Annotated in this window: 15 protein-coding genes; 8 read left to right on the top strand and 7 right to left on the bottom strand. The window is 69.3% G+C overall.

From position 1 onward, the window contains the following. Positions 1-73: 73 nt before the first annotated feature. Positions 74-2,293: an AAA domain-containing protein gene (locus tag D1409_RS02785; protein ID WP_123533807.1), complete on the bottom strand. Its 2,220-nt coding sequence runs from the start codon at positions 2,291-2,293 to the stop codon at positions 74-76. 99 nt (positions 2,294-2,392) lie between these two features. Continuing rightward, positions 2,393-2,827 (bottom strand): universal stress protein, encoded by a 435-nt coding sequence (locus D1409_RS02780; RefSeq protein WP_123533805.1) that lies wholly within the window; start codon positions 2,825-2,827, stop codon positions 2,393-2,395. A gap of 136 nt (positions 2,828-2,963) precedes the next feature. Between D1409_RS02780 and D1409_RS02775 the strand changes: the two genes are divergently transcribed. Beyond that, entirely contained in the window at positions 2,964-3,683 is a 720-nt protein-coding gene (locus tag D1409_RS02775; RefSeq protein WP_123533803.1) for an HTH domain-containing protein, read from the top strand. On the opposite strand, the gene D1409_RS02770 is transcribed toward D1409_RS02775, so the two are convergent. After that, positions 3,684-5,543, bottom strand: a complete 1,860-nt coding sequence (locus D1409_RS02770) for a threonine--tRNA ligase (protein WP_123533801.1) — start codon at positions 5,541-5,543, stop codon at positions 3,684-3,686. A 123-nt stretch (positions 5,544-5,666) separates the two neighbouring features. Here D1409_RS02770 and D1409_RS02765 point away from each other — a divergent pair, with 123 nt between their 5' ends. After that, complete coding sequence (locus tag D1409_RS02765; RefSeq protein ID WP_123533799.1) at positions 5,667-7,694, top strand: SLC13 family permease; 2,028 nt, start codon at positions 5,667-5,669, stop codon at positions 7,692-7,694. 46 nt (positions 7,695-7,740) lie between these two features. Here D1409_RS02765 and D1409_RS02760 read toward each other — a convergent pair whose 3' ends face one another. Continuing rightward, positions 7,741-8,649: a PspA/IM30 family protein gene (locus D1409_RS02760; protein WP_123533797.1), complete on the bottom strand. Its 909-nt coding sequence runs from the start codon at positions 8,647-8,649 to the stop codon at positions 7,741-7,743. A 120-nt stretch (positions 8,650-8,769) separates the two neighbouring features. On the opposite strand from D1409_RS02760, the gene D1409_RS02755 reads away from it, so the two are divergent. The 5 genes from D1409_RS02755 (at position 8,770) to D1409_RS24260 (ending at position 13,647) form a co-directional block, all read left to right on the top strand. After that, a complete protein-coding gene (locus D1409_RS02755) occupies positions 8,770-9,363 on the top strand; it encodes a CocE/NonD family hydrolase (RefSeq protein WP_123533795.1) in 594 nt (197 codons plus the stop codon). Positions 9,364-9,487: 124 nt separating this feature from the next. Beyond that, complete coding sequence (locus D1409_RS02750; RefSeq protein WP_123533792.1) at positions 9,488-11,140, top strand: CTP synthase; 1,653 nt, start codon at positions 9,488-9,490, stop codon at positions 11,138-11,140. A gap of 211 nt (positions 11,141-11,351) precedes the next feature. Next, entirely contained in the window at positions 11,352-12,269 is a 918-nt protein-coding gene (gene guaA / locus D1409_RS02745; RefSeq protein ID WP_123533790.1) for a glutamine-hydrolyzing GMP synthase, read from the top strand. 73 nt (positions 12,270-12,342) lie between these two features. Then, positions 12,343-12,690 carry a DUF7126 family protein gene (locus D1409_RS02740; protein WP_123533787.1) on the top strand — a complete coding sequence of 116 codons (348 nt, stop codon included), beginning with the start codon at positions 12,343-12,345 and terminating at the stop codon, positions 12,688-12,690. Between the two features lie 87 nt (positions 12,691-12,777). Continuing rightward, complete coding sequence (locus D1409_RS24260; RefSeq protein ID WP_164471541.1) at positions 12,778-13,647, top strand: hypothetical protein; 870 nt, start codon at positions 12,778-12,780, stop codon at positions 13,645-13,647. A gap of 66 nt (positions 13,648-13,713) precedes the next feature. On the opposite strand, the gene D1409_RS02730 is transcribed toward D1409_RS24260, so the two are convergent. Beyond that, positions 13,714-14,388 (bottom strand): MBL fold metallo-hydrolase, encoded by a 675-nt coding sequence (locus D1409_RS02730; protein WP_123533785.1) that lies wholly within the window; start codon positions 14,386-14,388, stop codon positions 13,714-13,716. A 73-nt stretch (positions 14,389-14,461) separates the two neighbouring features. On the opposite strand from D1409_RS02730, the gene D1409_RS02725 reads away from it, so the two are divergent. Next, positions 14,462-15,127, top strand: coding sequence for an HD domain-containing protein (locus tag D1409_RS02725; RefSeq protein WP_123533784.1), 666 nt, complete (start codon positions 14,462-14,464; stop codon positions 15,125-15,127). Here D1409_RS02725 and D1409_RS02720 read toward each other — a convergent pair. Together D1409_RS02720 and D1409_RS02715 are read right to left on the bottom strand one after the other, a co-directional pair. Further along, positions 15,124-17,304 carry a beta-glucosidase gene (locus D1409_RS02720; protein ID WP_123533782.1) on the bottom strand — a complete coding sequence of 727 codons (2,181 nt, stop codon included), beginning with the start codon at positions 17,302-17,304 and terminating at the stop codon, positions 15,124-15,126. The genes D1409_RS02725 and D1409_RS02720 overlap by 4 nt on opposite strands. Positions 17,305-17,746: 442 nt before the next feature. Then, positions 17,747-18,706: a WD40/YVTN/BNR-like repeat-containing protein gene (locus D1409_RS02715; RefSeq protein ID WP_123533780.1), complete on the bottom strand. Its 960-nt coding sequence runs from the start codon at positions 18,704-18,706 to the stop codon at positions 17,747-17,749. Between the last annotated feature and the right edge of the window lie 268 nt (positions 18,707-18,974).

Genomic DNA, 18,974 nt, shown 5'->3' with positions numbered 1-18,974 from the left:
CGCCGAGTAACCCGCTGCGAGCGGGGGCGGGTGTCTGGCAGTTCCGCGGGCACGCGTACCCGCGTGAACGGCGTCAGACCGGAATGAACTGCGGGTCGACGTCGTTCAGTCGACCGGTCGTCGCGAAGTAGTCGTGGAAGTCCCGGTAGAGGTCGACGCACTTGCCGTCGTCGTCGTACCGGAGCGTGTGGAAGTCACCGACGACCGCGCAGTAGCGTTTCGCGCGCGTCAGTGCGACGTTCAGCCGTCGCGGCCCGTCCTCGGGTCGGCCGAGGAAGCCCAGCGATCCCTCGCTGTTGCTCCTGACCAGCGAGATCAGTACCGCCGTCTTCTCGCTCCCCTGGAAGGCGTCGATAGTGTCGACCGTGACCGCCTCGAGAGCCGGGTCGGCCTCGCCGAGCGACCGACGTATCTCCCGGACCTGCGCCGCGTAGGGGGTGATGACACCGATCTCGTCCGGCGGGACGTCGTCGAGAAGTTGCAGCGCGAGGTGGACGACCAGCCGCGCCTCCGTCTCGTTGACCCGCGAGTGGTTCACGACGTCGACCGACCCGCCGACGTTGAACCCCTCGACGGCCGGCCGGTCGGGGAGCGACTCGACGGCGAGGCCGTTGCGCAGCGTTCGGTCGTAGAACTCGCGGTTCGGGAAGTACGCGACGTCGCGGTGCATGCGATACTGCGTCTTGAGCTGGAGGCCGACGCCCTCGTAGACGCCCGACTCGGCGTAGAGGTGCTCGAACAGCGAGAGCCCGTAGCTCGATTCCGGCGGCTCCTCGGTCGCGCTGAACGGCGGTAGCTGGCGGTGGTCGCCGGCGAGAACGACGCGGTCGGCGCGCGCCAGCGGGATGGACGACGCTGTGCAGGTCGACTGCGTCGCCTCGTCGAGCACCAGCAGGTCGAACTCCCGCGGGACGGTCGCGGCGCTGCTGTTCGTGGCCGCGACGACGTCGGCGCGCTCGGCGACGTGGTCGTAGCGGTCGCGGACCACCGCGCGGGCCGACCGGCTGGCGTTCACCCTGTCGAGCGTGAACTCGCCGGTCCCGTGCTGGCTCCGGGCGTGGAGCGACTGCGGGTCGGCGTCCTCGCTCGTCGACGACCCCGCGACGAGGTTGTCGAGCGCCTGGTTGGAGTCCGCACAGACGAGGACGTCCTCCCCGGCGTCGACGGCCCGCCTGATTATCTCCAGCAGCGTCCGCGTCTTCCCCGTCCCCGGCGGTCCGTGAATGCAGAACAGGTCGTCGGCGAGCAGCGCGTAGCGGACGGCGAGTTGCTGTTCCTGGTTCAGATCCGCGTCGAACCCATCGCTGCTCGCCGCGGCGCCGTTGGAGAAGGTGACCGCCCGATCGCCGGCCAGCACCGCGCGGAACGGGTCGTCGCGGAGTTCGGCGACGGCGTCGCGCTCCCGGTCGAACGGGACCGGGTTGAGGAGTTCCGAGACGCCGAACTCGCGGTCGCTCTCCAGCGCGGCCCCGACGGCGGCGGAGTCGTCGACGTCGCTCCAGTCGATCGCGAGACGGACGTTCAGGCCGCGGATCCGCTCGACCTCGGCCGCGACGGGAAACGCCGCCGGTGGGTCGCTCCCGACGGCGTGCAGCAACACCTCGTTGCCCCCGTGGATTCCGAACTCGCTCTCGACGAAGTACGCCCAGTCGCCGTCCCTGCGGTCCGTCAGGTCCGGATCGAGGTCGACGCGGAAGCGGTGGACGCCGTCCGACTCGCCAACGCAGGTGAGCGAGGGGACGGCCGCGCCGCCCCTGTCGTAGATGGCCTGCGGCGACTGTGACGCCGCCCGGGCGCGGTTCGCGGCCCGCGTCGCGTCGCGCTCGCCGGCGACGTACGTCTCGAACTCGTCGAGCAGCGTCGCCGCGTCGACCGGGTTCCGCGGCGGCTCGCGGTCGTCGATCGGCGCGTCGTACGCCGGCGGGTACGTCTCAGGGAGGTAGTCCGAGTGCCAGAAGCGGATTCGGTCGGCCAGCCGCGTCGCGCCGAACTCGTCGGCCGGGACAGACTCGCGACCGCCGTCGCGCTCGACGACGAAGATCGGTCCTCTGACCTCGTGTTCGGTGAACGCGACGTACTCGTCGATCGGCTCCGCGCCGTCCGGCCCGTGTAACGGGATACAGGTCCATCCCTCCTCTGGGTGGGCGAGCGAGTCGTAGTACCCGGCGAACTCCGCGACCGGACGGACAGGGACCGCGTCGCCCGCGGCGTCGAGGTCGGCGTCGTCCGCCGGGTACAGGGTGGCGTCGTCGATCGAGAACCGGTCGACGGCGTGCTCGAACAGCAGTGACATTCGGGCGAGTGTGTCGCCTACAGCACTATAGTCTTCGTGGCCGGAATGCGGGGCCCGTCGGCCGGTCGGCGCTCCCGGACGGCCGTAGCCGAACCGGCGTCAGTCCCCGATGTCGACGACGAGGACCGGCGCACCGACGTCCTCGAGGACGCGGTCGGTGACGCTCCCGAGGTTCTGGACCCGGTCCCGCCCCGTCCGACCGTGGGTCCCCATCGTCACGAGGTCGATCCCCGCTCGCTCGACGTAGTCGACGATCTCCCTGTGGGGGATCCCGTCGCGCAGTTCGGACTCGACCGCGACGCCGGCGTCTTCGAGGTCCACCTCCAGGTCCTCGATCGCCCGCTCGCCCTCGACCTCGAGGGATTTGACGATCTCGGCTTTCGTGTCCGACTCCGCCGCGCGGTACCGGCGGCTGTCGACGACGTACAGCACGTGGACGGTCGCGTCGTTGTCCCGTGCGATCTGGACCGCGTGCTCGACCGTCTCAGTCGTCCCCTTGCTCCCGTCCGTCGGCAACAGGATGTCGTCGTACATAGTCTGCCGTTGGGAACCCGGGTAAATAGTGGTAGGTGTCGAACACACAGCGACCGGACGACGCCTGCCGGAGAGACGTGACAGATATCGTTGACAACTGTTTTGTAAATTACGATTATACGTTCTGCGTGTGACGATGGACGAAGGAAGAGAGGCCGACGGAGTCCGAATGGAAGTGTACGTGCGGTCGTTACGGCCGCGCGGAGAGACGACGCAGCGACGCGTGCTGGACAGGGTCTCGCGCCTGGCACGGACCGGTTCGATCGAGGGGTACGACGTCGTGGTCTGGGGGGACCGCGCGCCGCCGACGCCCGACGAGGTGAGGACGCGGGCCGGCCGGTTCGTCCTGGACAGGGTGACCGTCTTCCAGCGGTGGGCCGAACGCAACGGCGCGTCGATCGACCACGGGTTCGAAGTGCGGTCGGTCGACTCCGCTATCACCGGCGAATCGTACCGCGAACTCGCCCTCCCGCGGTTGGTCGTCGCGGCGGTCCGCGGCGACAGACTCCTGGGCGTCGCGCCGGCGACCATCGGCGACGAACACGTCTCGGTCACCGACTACCTCGACCACTTCGAGGCGAGCGAATCACTCTGCGAGGCGACGCCGGTCGAACTCCGCTCGCTCGCGCGCACGACCGACGCCGACCCCGCGGACGACCACCGCCCCCCGGAACTACCGGAGGGCGACGCGACGACGCCGATCCCGGAGGACGGGTTCGGTCGCGACGGGGACGCGTGCGCGGACGAGGCGGACGCCACCGACCCCGGACCCGTCGACGCGGAAGCGGTCGACGCCGAAGCGGTCGACACGACGGTCTCGACCGACACGGAGTCCGTGCGGTACCCGCCGTACTGATCACCGCCCGGTGAAACTCGGGTGGTCCCCGACGTGCTTCGGGAGGTAGCGCCGTTTTCGGGGGAGTCCCTCCGTCTCTTCGCGGACGTGCTCGCGGAGGTCCGCGGGGGTCATGTCGACCTCTTCGTCCTCGGCGCGCACGTTGACGCCGAGCGTCCCGCTGTCCAGTTCGCGGTCGCCGACGACGGCGTAGTAGGGGACCCAGTCGGTCTCGGCACGAGCGATCCGCTTGCCGACGGTCTCGGAGCGGTCGTCGACGTCCGCGCGCACGTCGGCCGCGGCGAAGTCGTCGACGAGTTCGTCGCAGTACTCGACGTGTTCCTCGCCGACGGGGATCAGCCGCACCTGCGTCGGCGAGAGCCACGTCGGGAACCGCGGCGTGTCCATCGTCGCCGTCTCCTCCAGCAGCGCGGCGACGACCCGCTCGATCCCGCCCGACGGCGAGTAGTGGAGGATCGGCGGGTGGTGGCTCCCCTCCTCGTCGGTGTAGGTGATGTCGAACCGTTCGGCGCTCTCGACGTCGATCTGGACGGTCGGGTTCTCGATCGGGCGCCCCAGCCCGTCGATGGCCGCGAAGTCGATCTTCGCCGACCAGTAGTGGTGTCGCTCCGGGATGATCTCGACCAGCGCCGGCTTGTCGAGTTCGGCGACAACCTCGGCGACCCACGCCTCGTTGTCCTCGTAGAACTCGCGAGTCATTCGCAGCGCAGGCTGGTAGTCGAGTCCGAGGTCGTCGCTGGTCCGTAGCGAGAGCTTCGCCTGCTGCATCAGTTCGTCGCGAGCGCCGTCCATGTCCGCCGTCGCGGTGTGCATGTCCGGCATCGTGAACGAGCGCAGTCGCTTCAGCCCCGTGACCTCCCCCTTCTGCTCGCGGCGGAAGGAGTAGGTCGACATCTCGTAGATCCGGAGCGGGAGGTCGCTCGCGGCGATGTGCATGTCCCGCATGATCGAGAACTGGCCGAAACAGGCGGCGAAGCGCAGCATCATCCGGCGGTCGCCCGACTCGAAGCGGTACTGGCGCTCGCCGAACTTCCCGGCGTGTTCGTCGATCGGCCGGGCGCCCAGATCGTACATGATCGGCGTCTCGACGGGCATCCCGCCGTAGTCGACGACGAGGTCGTTCACGTACTCCATCAGGGAGTCGCGGACGAGTTTCCCACGCGGGTACCAGCGCAGGTTGCCCACGTCGGAGAGGTCGTCGTAACCGACGAGGGACTTCTCCTGCATGAGTTCGACGTGGGGCGGTTCTTCGCCCGGCGAGGCGACCACGTCCTCGACCTCGTCCTCGACGAACGCCCGCATATCGTCGCTCACCGCCTCCTTCGCGGCGACCGCGTCCTCGGTCGAGCCGTCGGGGAACATGATCAGCCACTCGCTGGGTTCGCGGTCGGGTTCGCCCGCTCCCGCCTCACCGCTCGCCTCCTCGTCGCGGTGGGCGGAGACGTGCCGCGAGAGCTCCGAGAGCGGGTGGCCCTTGCAGGACACCTCGAAGGACTTGTACCAGCCGAAGGGCGCCCGGAGTATCTCGAAGCCGTCGGCCTCGAGTTCGCTCTCGAGGTTCCGCATGACCGTCTTCGCGGCGTCCGGGTTCGCGAGGTCCTCGCTGAGGTGGGCGTAGGGGTACAGCACCACTCGGTTCGTGTTGAGTTGTCCTGTCACGTCCCGGAGTTCGTCCGTCGCGTTCGCGACGACGCCGTCGAGGTCCGTCTCGTCGTCGGATTCCACGCTGATAAACGCGGTCACGCACTCCTCCATGCGGCCGTCCATCGGCACGCCCTCCTGCTCGGCGAGGTCGTCCGGGCCGGCCTGTTCGCGCGCCTCGAACTCCAGGTGGTCCGAGTGGATGAACAGGAGTCGCATACTCGGAGGTGTCGACGCGCGAGCAAAAGTGTGCCGCCGGGTCCAGGCCGAGGGGGCGAAACCGGGCGCCCGGCGGCGAACACAGACCCGTCGTTTTATATCGGCGGGCGAGCCTTCGCCGGTATGCTATTCGGGCTGTCGACGGGTGCGGTCGTCGTCTTCGCGCTGATCGCCGTCGCGCTCGCGCTGTTCGTCAGCGAGTGGTTGCCGCCCGACATCACCGCCATCGGCGTCCTCGTCGCGCTCGCCGTCCTCGAACCGTACACCGGCGTCACGGCGGGCGACGCGATACAGGGGTTCGCCAGCCGGGCGACCGTGACCATCCTCGCGATGTACATCCTGAGCGCCGGCATCGAACACACCGGCGTCGTCGACTACCTCGGCGCCGTCCTCGAAGAGGTGACCGGCGGCGACGAGACGCGGCTGCTCGGGGCCACAGTCGGCGTGACCGGCCTCTCCGCGGGCGTCGTGAACAACACGCCGGTCGTCGCGGTGTTCATCCCGATGATCACCGGTCTCTCCGAACGGGCGGGGATTTCCCCGTCGAAGCTCCTGATGCCGCTGTCGTTCGCGGCGATGCTCGGCGGCACGCTCACGCTCATCGGCACGTCGACCACGCTCCTCGCGAGCGACCTCTCGCGGACGCTCCTCGACCACCCCATCTCCATGTTCGAGATCACCCCCGTCGGGTTCGTGGTCCTCGTCGTCGGGCTGGCGTATCTGATGACCGTCGGTCGATGGCTGGTCCCCGAGCGCGTCCCCGCCGGCGCCGACTTCACCGACGAGTACGACCTCGAGCGCCATCTGAGCGTGCTGGTCGTCCGCGACGACTCCCCGCTCGTGGGCCGCACCGTCGCCGACGCGGTCGACGACGGGGCGCCGGCCGAACTCGACGGCTCCGACGGGTCCGACAGCCCCGACACACCCGACAGCCCCGACACAGCCGACGGCTCCGACGGCCCCGACACACTCGACGAACCGGCCGCCGGGCCGGACGAGGGCGAGGCGGCCGGAGCGGTCGACGAACCCCCGGACCACGACGTGGACGTGCTCCAGATCGAGCGCGACGGCGAGGCGTACGTGGCGAGCGGGACGGACAGGGAACTGGCCGCGGGCGACCTCCTCACCGTCCGGGGGAGCCTCCAGGACGTCAACGGCTTCGCCGACCGCTACGGGCTGTCTCAGCGGTCCAGAGAGGCCGTGACCGAAGACCGACTCGCCGCCGCGCCCCACGACGCGACGCTCGTCGAGGCAGTCGTCCACCCCGGGTCGCGAATCGCCGGCAGAACGGTGGGCGACCTGCAGTTACGCGAGCGATTCGACACGACCGTCCTCGCGCTCCGGCGCGGGGACGACCTCAGACGCGAGGGGCTCGACGGACTCGAACTCGAACGCGGCGACGCGCTCTTGCTCCAGACGACGGTCGCCTCGGCCGACTACTTCGAGGAAGCCGACTACGTCGTCGTCACCGAGCGCGTCCAGCCGACCGACGGCGACGACGAGTCGCTCGCCCCGGTCGAGACCGGAGGGTCCGACGACGAGCCGACCGGTCCGGGCCTCGACGCCCGCGCTCCCGTCGCTATCGGCGTGCTCGCGACCGTCGTCACGCTCGCGGCGACCGACCTCGTCCCGATCACCATCGGCGCGCTGGGAGGGGTGGTCGCGCTCGTCGCCACCGGGACGATAACCGCGAACCAGGCCTACGACGCGGTCAACTGGAGCGTCGTCTTCCTGCTCGCGGGGCTCCTGCCGCTGGGCGTCGCGATGCGAGCGACCGGCGGCGCCGACGCCCTCGCCGCGCTCCTCGTCGGCGCCGGCGAGACGCTCCCCGCGCTCGTCCTGCTGGGTCTCGTCTACCTGCTCACCGCGGTCGTCGCCGCGATCATCACGCCCGTCGCGACCGTCGTCCTGCTGATACCGGTCGCGGTCACCAGCGCCCAGGAACTCGGACTCAACGGGTTCCCCTTCCTGATCGCCGTCACGTTCGCCGCGGCGAACGCCTTCGTGACCCCCATCGGCTACCAGACGAACCTCATGGTCTACGGGCCCGGCGGCTACAAGTTCACTGACTACGCGAGGGTCGGGGCGCCGCTTCAGGTGATCCTGGCCGTCGTCACGACGCTGGGTATCGCAGCGATGTGGCCGCCCTGAGAACAGAGTGAACGAGCGGGGCGCCGCCGTCTCCCTTCCGGCCGCGCTACTGTTCGTCCTCTTTCAGCTCTTCGAGTTCCGCCTCGACCTCCGACTCGTCGACGGACACCTCCTCGCCGCCCTCGCCGTTGGCGTCCACGTCGGGCGCGTCCACGTCCACGTCGGCCGACTCGCTCTCGACGTCGCCGCTCCCGCCGCTGTCCGAGCCACCGGTGTCGGCCGCTTCGCGCTCGCTCTCCGTCTCGCTCGAACTCGTGCTCTTGCCCATCTCGCCTTTGAGGGTGTCGAGTTCGGCGTCGACGGAGCTGTCCGTGCTGAGCTGTTCGAGTTCGCGGTCGATCTGGTCCTTGTCGGAGAGCACGTCGTCGAACGCGCCGGTCTCCTGGAGTTCGTCCATCGCCTGCGAACGCGCCTCCATGTCCTCGGTGCGCTCCTCGGCGCGCTCGATGGCCCGACCCACGTCCTCGAACTCGTCGCCGGCGCCCGTCATCGCTTCGGAGACCTTGGTGCTGGCCTCGGCCGCCTCGTAGCGGGCCTTCATCGTCTCCTTCTTGGTGCGGAACTCCTCGATGCGGCTCTGGAGCTTGTTCTTCTGCTCGACGAGCTTGTCCTGCTGGCCCTGCAGTTCGGCGATCTGGGTCTCGAGCCCCTCGATCTGGTTCATCTTCTGTTTCTTCTTCTCGAGGGCCTTCTTCGCGAGGTCGTCGCGGTCCTGTCGAACGGCCTCGCGCGCCTGCTCGTTGTGTTTCTCGACGTTCTCCTCGAGTCGTCGCTTCTGGATCTCCAGGCGCTTCTTCTGCGTCGTGAGGTCGGCTATCCCCTGTTTGACGTCCTGTAGCTGGTCACGCAGCTGCTCGTAGGAGTAATCGAGCGTCTCGGAGGGGTCCTCGGCCCGATTCAGGACGGCGTTGATCTTCGAGCGGATGACGTAGGATGTCCGCGAGAGTATTCCCATATCCCCCGCTTGGGGCCCGAGCCCTTAAAACGTTCAGTGAATGACGAGTCCCCGACCGCTACACCCGGACTGGTATCGCCCGTCGACAGGTTGAGGGGCCGGCGCGGCGTTCGTCGTGTCGTGAGCGAAGCAGTCGTGGTCCCCGGCGCTCGAGACGTGCGCGGGTCGCTCGACGCGCCCGAGGCGACCGATAGCTGCGTCGTCGCGTGCCCGCCCCATCCGCAGATGGGCGGCTCCCGTTCGAATCCGCGGCTGACCGCTGTCGGCGACGCGCTGGTCGAGCGCGGCGTCGCCTATCTCCGCTTCGACTACGGCCCGTGGGACGAGGGGACGGGAGAGCTTCGGGACGTCGCGAACGCGCTCGACTGGGCGCGCGAGCGCTACGAGTCGGTCGGCCTGTTCGGCTACAGCTTCGGCGGCTGTCTCGCGCTCGTCGCGGCGGCCGACGCGCCCGACCTCGCCGCCGTCTCCGCGCTGGCTCCCGCGGCGCGCATCGGCGACGACCTCGACGCCGTCGCGGCTATCGACGCCGTCGCGTGTCCCGGGCAGGTCGTCTACGGCGAGCGCGACGACACCGTCGACTGGCAGCCGGTCGTCGACCGCGCGACCGAGCGCGGGTTCGAGGTCGCGGCGATGGCGGCCGACCACCACTTCGTCGGGCAATCGGACGACGTGGCGGCCGCCGTCTCGGAGTTTCTCGCGGCCCGCGTCTGAGCGCGATTCCCGCCGAGTGATCGAAGGTCACGATATCGTCGGCCGAGGCCGTCAAACGTTGACAGACCACCGGGTTTGCAGTGGCTCCCGAAACGGTTTTGGGCGGGCACCGCCCACGGTCGGTATGCCGACGGAGCCAGAGACAGAGTACGACGAAACTCTGGGGAACAAGTTCGTTTTCGTCACCGGGGGCGTCATGTCCGGGCTGGGCAAGGGCATCACGGCCGCGAGTACAGGCCGACTCCTCTCGAACGCCGGGTTCGACGTGACCGCGGTCAAGGTCGACCCGTATCTGAACGTCGACGCGGGGACGATGAACCCCTTCCAGCACGGGGAAGTGTACGTCCTCAAAGACGGCGGCGAGGTCGACCTCGACCTGGGGAACTACGAGCGGTTCCTCGACATCGACATGACCTCGAAGCACAACGTGACCACGGGCAAGGTGTACCAGTCCGTCATCGAGAAAGAGCGCTCGGGCGACTACCTCGGGAAGACCGTCCAGGTCATCCCCCACGTCACCAACGACATCAAGCGCCGCATCCGCGAGGTCGCGGAGGGCAGCGACGTGTGCCTCATCGAGGTCGGGGGCACGGTGGGGGACATCGAGGGGATGCCCTACCTCGAAGCGCTCCGCCAGTTCGCCCACGAGGAGGACGAGGACGACATCCTCTTCGTCCACGTCACGCTCGTCCCCTACTCGAAGAACGGCGAACAGAAGACGAAGCCGACCCAGCACAGCGTGAAGGAACTGCGCTCGATCGGGCTCCAGCCCGACGTGCTCGTCGGCCGCGCCGACGACCCGCTGGACCCCAAGACGAAGGAGAAGATCGCGCTGTTCTGCGACGTGCCGACCGACGCCGTCTTCTCGAACCCCGACGTGCCCGACATCTACCAGGTCCCGCTCGTCGTCGAGGACGAGGGCCTCGACGAGTACGTCATGGACCGACTCGACCTCTCCGACCGCGCCCTGCCGAAGAGCGAGCGCCACAACGAGTGGCGCGACCTCGTCACCCAGGAACAGTCCGGCTCCGTCGACGTGGCGCTCGTCGGGAAGTACGGGCTCGAGGACGCCTACCTCTCTATCTACGAGTCGCTGAAACACGCCGGCCTCGCCCACAACGTGAACGTGAACACCGAGTGGATCCACGCCGAAGAGCTCGCGGACGGCCACGACGGCCAGCTCGACGGCATGGACGCCGTCGTCGTCCCCGGCGGCTTCGGCTCGCGAGGCACCGAGGGCAAGATGGAGGCCATCCGCTACGCCCGCGAGAACGGCGTCCCCTACCTCGGCCTCTGTCTCGGCTTCCAGCTCGCAGTCGTCGAGTACGCCCGGAACGTCCTCGGACTCGAGGGCGCTCACTCCGCGGAACTCGACGAGGAGACGCCCCACCCGGTCATCGACATCCTGCCCGAACAGCAGGGCGTCGACGACATGGGCGGGACGATGCGTCTCGGCGCGCACGACACCGACATCGAGGAGGACAGCCTCGCTCACCGGGTCTACGGGGACACCACCTGTACCGAGCGCCACCGCCATCGCTACGAGGTCAACCCCGAGTACATCGACGACCTCGAATCGGCGGGCCTGCGCTTCTCGGGCAAGTCCGGCCGCCGGATGGAGATCCTCGAACTCGCCGACCACCCCTACTTCTTCGGGACGCAGTTCCACCCCGAGTTCCGCTCGCGACCCGGCCGCGCCAGCCCGCCGTTCGTCGGCCTGCTCGGCGCCGCGCTGGACCTGCAGGAGGAGGCGCGCGACGAAGAGATCAGGGCCTGACGACTCCGCCGCGGTGATTTTCGGGTTCGTTCCTGACCGCTCGTGTAGTGACGGCCTCGCCGTCCGATCCCTGGTCCATCAGCGACGCGCGCCGCCGGCAGCCCGGAGTTCACAACCGTTTTAGCCGCCGCAGTTCGAGCAGTTGTATGCAGACAGTTCACCGACTCGCTTCTCGCGGTCGCGCCGGTCGTCCGGTCGGAGGTGTCGCCTGATGGTCGACGTCGACTCGTTCATCGACGAGAAGATCGAGGAGATCGCCGACGCCGTCGGCGACGCCAACGCCGTCATCGGTCTCTCCGGCGGCGTCGACTCCTCGACCGCCGCGGCGCTGGCCTACGAGGCCATCGGCGACCAGCTCACCGCCGTCTACGTCGACACCGGGCTCATGCGCAAGGGCGAGACCGACCAGATCCGCGAGACGTTCGACTACATGGACTCCCTGCGGATCATCGAAGCACAGGACCGCTTCGTCGACGCGCTCTCCGGCGTCACCGACCCCGAGGAGAAGCGCCACATCATCGGCGAGCAGTTCATCCGGGAGTTCGAGGAGGTCGCCCGCGATGTCGAGGCGGACTACCTCGTCCAGGGGACCATCTACCCCGACCGCATCGAGAGCGAGGGGACGATCAAGTCCCACCACAACGTCGGCGGCCTGCCCGAACGCATCGACTTCGAGGGCATCGTCGAGCCGATGCGCGACCTCTACAAGGACGAGGTGCGCGAGGTCGCTCGCGAACTCGACCTGGAGGAGATCATCTCAGAGCGGATGCCGTTCCCGGGTCCCGGTCTCGCCGTTCGCATCATCGGCGAAGTCACCGAGGAGAAACTCGAAGTCGCCCGCGAGGCCAACCACGTCGTCGAGGAGGAACTCGAGGACCACGACCCGTGGCAGGCTCTCGCCGCGGTACTCGGCAAAGCGACGGGCGTCAAGGGCGACAACCGCGTCCACGGCTGGGTCGTCGCAGTCCGCTCCGTCGAGAGCCGCGACGGCATGACCGCCCGCGCGCAGGACGTCGACTGGGACACGCTCCAGCGCATCCAGTCGCGGATCACCGGCGAGAACGAGAACGTCTCGCGCGTGCTGTACGACGTGACCCACAAGCCGCCGGCGACGATCGAGTACGAGTAGACTCCGCAGGCGACCCGATTTTTCCGACGAGCGAAACGTGAGACACAAGCCCCCGGGTGTCGTCGGTGGGGGTATGAACGCAGTTTTCGCGGGGAGTGATACCGAAGGGCTGGCCGACGAGTTGCGCGAGCGAGGGGCGACGGTGTCCGTCGTCGACGGCGTCGCGAACCGACCCGCGCTCGAAGAGGCGGGCATCCACGACGCTGACGTGTTCGTCCTGACCGACGTCGGGCAGGCGACCTCTATTGTCGTCGCGAAGGACCTCAACGACGACGTGCGCATCGTCTCCTACACGGACGACTCCCTCCCGGAGTTCGTCAGCGGCCAGCAGGTCCTCGGGATGGACCCCGCGCTGTTCGACGCCGACACCGTCGCCGAGGAACTGACCGCGGAAGTCGGGGCGAACGCCGACGAGCAGTAAGCGGCGGGGTTCGATCACACCGCCTCCCGGCCGGCCGACGCACTGGCGCCGGGACATTTTTGTTTCTTCGAGAGAAGTTCACGTCGCATGTCCAGTCACTCGCCGGAGACGCGAATCGAGGCGTCGCCGACCGGAGCGGTCGCGTCCGCGCTCCGCCGCGGTGGCGTCGCGGCACTGGTCGGCGTCGCAGTCGGCGTGTTGCTCCGGTCGCTGCTGGCGCAGTACGGGGTCGGGGCGCCGTCGCTGGCGGTACTCGTCGGTGTCACCGCGGTCGTCGCAGCCAGTGGCGTCCTCGCGCTCGCGGCGACCCGCGCGGCCGGGACGAGCGTCCGGTTCGGCCGTGACCGACTCGCGGTCGCCGGCGACGGTCCGTTCGGGCCGCTGGTCAGCGAGACCACCGTCGACTACGACGACGTGGACCTGGTCCTGCGCCGGGACACCGGCGGTGACCGCCGCGTCGGGACTGCGAGCTACGAACTCGTGCGGTCGGGCGAGTTGACCGTCCGATTGAACCACTGCGCGGACCCGGAGACGGTCGAACGCGAACTCGACCGACGCGTACCGACGCCCCGCGACCGGGCGGACACCGTCGACGAGGACGCGGTTCGGACGGCGCTCCAGCACGAGCGGGTCTTCTGGCGAGACTGGCCGAGCGACGAGCCCGTTCCGCGTTCGGCCGTCGTCACGAGCGCCGAACTGGTCGAGCAGTATCGCGCGTCGAAGACGCCCGAACCGTCGGAGCCGACCGGTCCGTCCGCGGCGAACGACGAGCCCTCGTCGTCGGTGACCGCCGCGGACTTCGAGAACGGGAACTTCGCCGGCGGCGGGGGCGGCGGGGACGCGGACTTCACCGGCGGGTCCGCCCGCCACTCGCCGGGTCACGCCTCGAACGAGGGCGGCGCCGAGGGCAACGTCGGCAGCGACGAGGCGACCGACATGCACGACGGCGGGATCTGACGCCTGTTCGATCGTCGTCTCGCGGTCGGTGAGACGGGCCGAGGTGACCGCCGTCCCGTCCTGCGGTCAGCGCCCCGAAGCGAGGTCGTCGAGGCGGGCTCGCCCGGCTCGCTCGAAGGGGATCCCGTGCCCGACGGCGGCGACTTCGAAGTCGGGTGCGTCAACCGCCAGTCTGCGGACGCTCTCGCGTGCCTGTCCGGTGTCGTCGGCCATGTACCACGGTGAGACGCGCAGTCCTCCGCCGGATTCTAACACAAGATCGCCCAGAAGACCCAGCGAGAGATCATCGCTCACGTACGAGACGTGCCCGGGCGTGTGGCCGGGCGTCTCGTAGACGGTGAACGAGCCGACCTCGTCGCCGTCGGTGAGGGGGACGACCTCGTTGTCCGGCGGTGTGATCAGGGGGCCGACCAGTCGCTGGAAGGCGCCTTTCGGGAACGAGAACGGCGGCGACTCCCGACCGGTTATCAGCGGCGCGTCGCGCCGTCCGGCGTAAATCGTGAGGTCCAGTCCGTCGAGCCTGGGGAGGCCACCGACGTGGTCGAGGTCGTAGTGGGTGAGGAGCACGCGGTCCAGGTCGCCGAGGACGAACCCGGCCTCGACGATGGCGTCGACCACGTCGCCGCCCTGCCAGGGCATCCCGGCGTCGACGAGCGTGAGTTCCCCGCCGTCGTCGACGAGGTAGGCGTTGACGCCGCGCAGGTCGATCCACCACACGTCGTCGCGCAGTTGCGTGACCATGCGGACAGTACGACCGTCGACCTGATAAACGCACGACACCACGTTTATACCCGACGCGCTCGCGCCCTCCCTCATGCGAGCGGAGAACGTCCCCGCGGTTCACCAGCGGGTCGCCGCCGCGGCCCGCGACCGCTTCGACGGCGACGACACCGGCCACGACATGGCCCACGCCTGGCGCGTCTACCGACTGGGCCGTCGCCTCGCCGAGCACGAGGGCGCCGATTTCACGGTCGTCGGGGCGGCAGCGCTCGTGCACGACCTCCACCGCCTGCGCGGCGAGGGGTTCACCCATCCCCGCGAGACGCTCCCCGAGGTCAGGGACCTCCTCGACGCCGCCGAGTTCCCCGAGGAGCGCCGCGACGCGGTGTGTCACTGCGTCGCCCACCACGAGGAGTACGACTTCGCGGAGCGGACGGATCTCGACCACGCGCCGACGGTCGAGGAGCGGGTGCTCCGGGACGCGGACAACCTCGACGCGCTCGGTGCGGTCGGCCTCGGGCGCGCGTTCACGTTCGGTGCTCACCACGGACAGGGGATGCACGACCCCGAGAGAGCGGTGCGCGAGACCTACGACCGGAGCGACCGCGACAACACGGTGATCCAGCACGTCCGGGAGAAACTGTTGCGACTGCCCGACGCGATGGAGACCGAAGCGGGACGGGACCTCGCCGCGGAACGTGCCGCGTTCGTCGAAACGTTCGTCGAGCGATTCGAGGCCGAGTGGCGCGGGGAGCGCTAGCGGTCGACTGCGACGTCGAGGCGGCGGTCTCTCGAGGAGCGGCCCAGCGAGACGACGTGCTCGCCGGCGTCGACCGTCCAGCCGCCGCTTTCGTCGTAGCGGCCGAACGCCCGTTCGTCGAGCGCGACGGCGACGCGGCGTGACTCACCGGGGTCGAGGGACAGGGCGACGAAGCCGCCGAGTTCCCGGGGCGGCCGGTCGAGGTCGTCGGGTGCAGCGGGCGAGTCGACGTACGCCTGGACCACTTCGCGGCCCGGCCGGTCTCCGGTGTTCTCGACCGTGAGTTCGACTGTCGCGTCGTCGATCGCCTCGGCGTCGCTGTACTCGAACGTCGTGTAGGAGTGGCCGTGCCCGAACGGGTACGTCGGCTCGGCGTCGGTCGCGTCGAAGTGCCGATAGCCGACGAGCAGCCCTTCCTCGTAGTGGACTTCGCCGTCGACGCCGGGGAAGCGCCGCTCCGTGTTCGCGGGGTACTCGCCTTCGGGCGCGAACGTGACCGGGAGTCGGCCGCCGGGGTCGCTGTCCCCGTAGAGGACGGCGCCCGCCGCGTCGCCGTGAGCCTGTCCGGGGTACCAGCACGAGAGGAGCGCGGCCACGTCGTCGCGCCAGGGCGTCTCGACGGGGCCGCTCGTGTTCGCGACCACGACCGTCCGGTCGTTGGCCGCGGCGACCGCCTCGACCAGTTCGTCCTGCTCGCCGGGGAGCGCGATGCTCTCGCGGTCGGCCGCCTCCGTCGCGGCGTCGCGGACGAACACGACGGCGACGTCCGCGTCTTCTGCCGCCGCGACGGCCTCGTCGATGGACACCTCGGGTTCGTCGTCCGCACTCTGGTCGCCACCGTCGACCGCCTCCGCTCCGTCGTCTTCGAACGCGTCGAACAGCGACACGTCCTCGATTCGGGGGACGCCGTGGGCGACCGAGACCGCACCGTCTGCGCGGTCGGTGATTCCCTCGATTGGAGTGGTCTGCGTGAACGGCGTCGTCTCGGAGGAGCCCCCGCCGCCGGTGATGGCCTGGTCGACGTTCGGGCCGACGAGGGCCACGTCGGCGTCGTCAGCGAGCGGGAGGACGCCGTCGTTCTCCAGCAGGGCCGTCCCGCGAACCGCGACGCGCTCGGCGAGTTCGCGGTGTTCGGGCGTGTCGATGGCGCCTTCGTCGTTCCGGCCCCCGTCGAGCAGTCCGTGCTCGTCAAGGACGGAGAGGTACCGTCGGGCCATGTCGTCGAGTCGCGATTCGGGGACCTCGCCGGACTCGACGGCGTCGGCCAGTTCCTCGCGGTAGAGCCCGCCGGTGGTCGGGTCCGGCATCCCGTCGGCGTAGTCGACCGCGTCCGGGTCCATCTCCATCGCTTCGTCGCCAGTCCCTTCCTCGTCGGTCTCCTCCCCGTCCGGTACATCGTCGCCCATACTCATCGACTCGAACAGTTCCTTCCCGGAAATGCCGGGCATCTGGAGGTCCAGCCCGCCGTTCGCCGTCCCGACGACGCTCTCCGTGCCGAACCAGTCGGACATCACGACCCCCTCGAAGCCCCACTCGTCTTTGAGGACCTCGGTGAGGAGGTGGCGGTGTTCGCTCGCGAACGTGCCGTTGACGCGGTTGTACGACGACATCACCGCGCCGGCGCCGGCGTCGACGGCGTCGCGGAAGCCGGGCAGGTACAGCTCGCGGAGGACGCGCTCGTCGACCTCGGCGCTGACCGAGGCGCGGGCCGTCTCCTGGTTGTTCGCGACGAAGTGTTTCGGCGTGGCGACGACGCCCTCCGACTCGATGCCGTCGACCACGGACGCGGCGAACCGGCCGGTGACGACGGGGTCCTCGGAGTAGTACTCGAAGTTGCGCCCGCAATGAGGGACGCGGACGAGGTTGAGACCGGGGCCGAGGAGCACGTCCTGATTCCGTGCGTTCGCCTCACGACCCAGCGTCTGGCCCAGTTCGCGGGCGAGCCCCGGGTCGAAGGAGGCCGCGAGCGCCATCGACGCCGGGAACGCCGTCGCCGGTTCGTCCGTCCGAACGCCGAGCGGCCCGTCCGTGAACCGGACGCCCGGGATGTCCAGCCGTTCGATGGCCGGGACGAACCCCGTCGCCGTCCCGTCGGTGTCCGCCGCGCCGTGCGTCAGTTGGACCTTCTCCGCCCGCGTGAGGTCCGCCAGCAGTCGTTCCACCGTGTCCGAAGACATTGACTGGACGTTCAGTCAGGACCGACTTAACGGTTACCCCGCATCCGCCGCGAACGCGCTCCGGAGAACGGGTACCGCAGTGAAGCCTAACAACGGATGGAGGGCGGAAAGGAATGGGGACCGGAACGGGCGGGAGAGGTGCGGTGGGGTGGGGTGGGGTGGGGTGGGGTGGGGTGCGGTGGGGTGGGGTGCGGTGGGATGCGGTGCGGTGCGGCAGGAGAGGGCACGGTGCGGTGCGGTGGGATGCGGTGCGGTGCGGCAGGAGAGGGCACGGTGCGGTGCGGCGGGGTGCGGCGGCGGGCAGTGGGGTGCGGTGGGGTGGGATGCGGTGCGGTGCGGCAGGAGAGGGCACGGTGCGGTGCGGCGGGGTGCGGTGCGGCGGGGGGCGGTGGGGCGGGATGGGGTAGGAGGGCGCGTCGCGAAATCGTCTGTGACGGGCAGGTCAGTGCTCGATGATAGTCCCGCCAGCGCCGACGGCGATCTCGGTCTCGCTCTCCCGGAGGACCGCCTTCAGGTTCTGGCCGGTCGGCGTCGTGTCGGCGGTCCACTCGCCGCTCTCGCGGTCGTAGACTGCGCCGCCACCGCCGACGGTGAGGCCCTCGCCGTTCTCGACTTCGATGTCACGCAGGCCCGCGTCACCGGTGTCGGCGGGCGTCCACTCGGTGCCGTCCCAGTGGAAGATCATCCCGCCGCCGCCGGAGACCCACACGTCGTCGGAAGCGTCGGAGTCGACGCCGTAGAAGTTGACGTTGGCGTCGGCGAGTCCGATCCTGTCCCACGTCGAACCGTCCTGGGTGTGGAAGACGGACTTGTTGCCGTCGACGATGTGACCCTTCCGGTCCTCGCAGAAGTCCACGGCGTTGATCGCCGACCCCGACCCGGGCGTGACGTCGTCCCAGGTCTGGCCGGCGCCGTTCTCGAAGCTGTAGTACATCTTCCCGGAGTCGCCGGCGACGTAGACGTTCGCCTCGCCGGCCTCGCCGGTGACGGACACGTCGTTGAAGTTGTTCGTCACGTCCATCGGCGCCGAGTGGTCGTTCAGGTTGCCGGTCGTCACGTCGAGTTCGCCGATGGCGCCCGACGAGCCGACGAACCACAGACGCTCCCCGTCGTCGGTCACGTCCGCGCCGTAGAGGTTGTTGCCGTTGCCGGTCGGACCGCCGTCGAGCACCTTCCGCCAGCCCTTCTGGGTGCGTTCGAGGACGACGCCGGCGTCCCCCACGGCGTACGCGCCGGCGGCCGTCTCCTCGACGTCGTAGAGCGTCCCGCCGACGGGAGACTCGACGGTCGTCCACTCGGAGTCGTTCGTCGACGCGGACGCGACCGACGGGAGGGCCGCCGCGCCGAGCGCTGCGCCAGTCGCCTTGAGCACGTTGCGTCGGGTCGCGGTGCGTTCGGACATTGCATCCGACGGCTGGGACCGGTTCTACTTAATGGGGTGTCGAAGTTAACGCCGATTTACGGCGTTTTAAGCCCTGAAACAGCCGTTTTGGCTCCGTTCGTTCACGGGAACTGACCGATTTCGGCTCGCGAGCCCCGGACCGCCAACTGGAATTAACCGACGTGAAACGCCGCAAGGTTGAAGTAGTGAAACGAAGCTCGCCGGTTTCTCCGGAGACCGGGGGACGCGGCGGCGGTTGCCGGCGCCGATCCGGTACCGAATTACTGTG

This window comes from Halosimplex salinum, assembly GCF_003730195.1.
Classification (GTDB): Archaea; Halobacteriota; Halobacteria; order Halobacteriales; family Haloarculaceae; genus Halosimplex; species Halosimplex salinum.
This window is presented reverse-complemented; position numbering and strand designations above follow the sequence as displayed.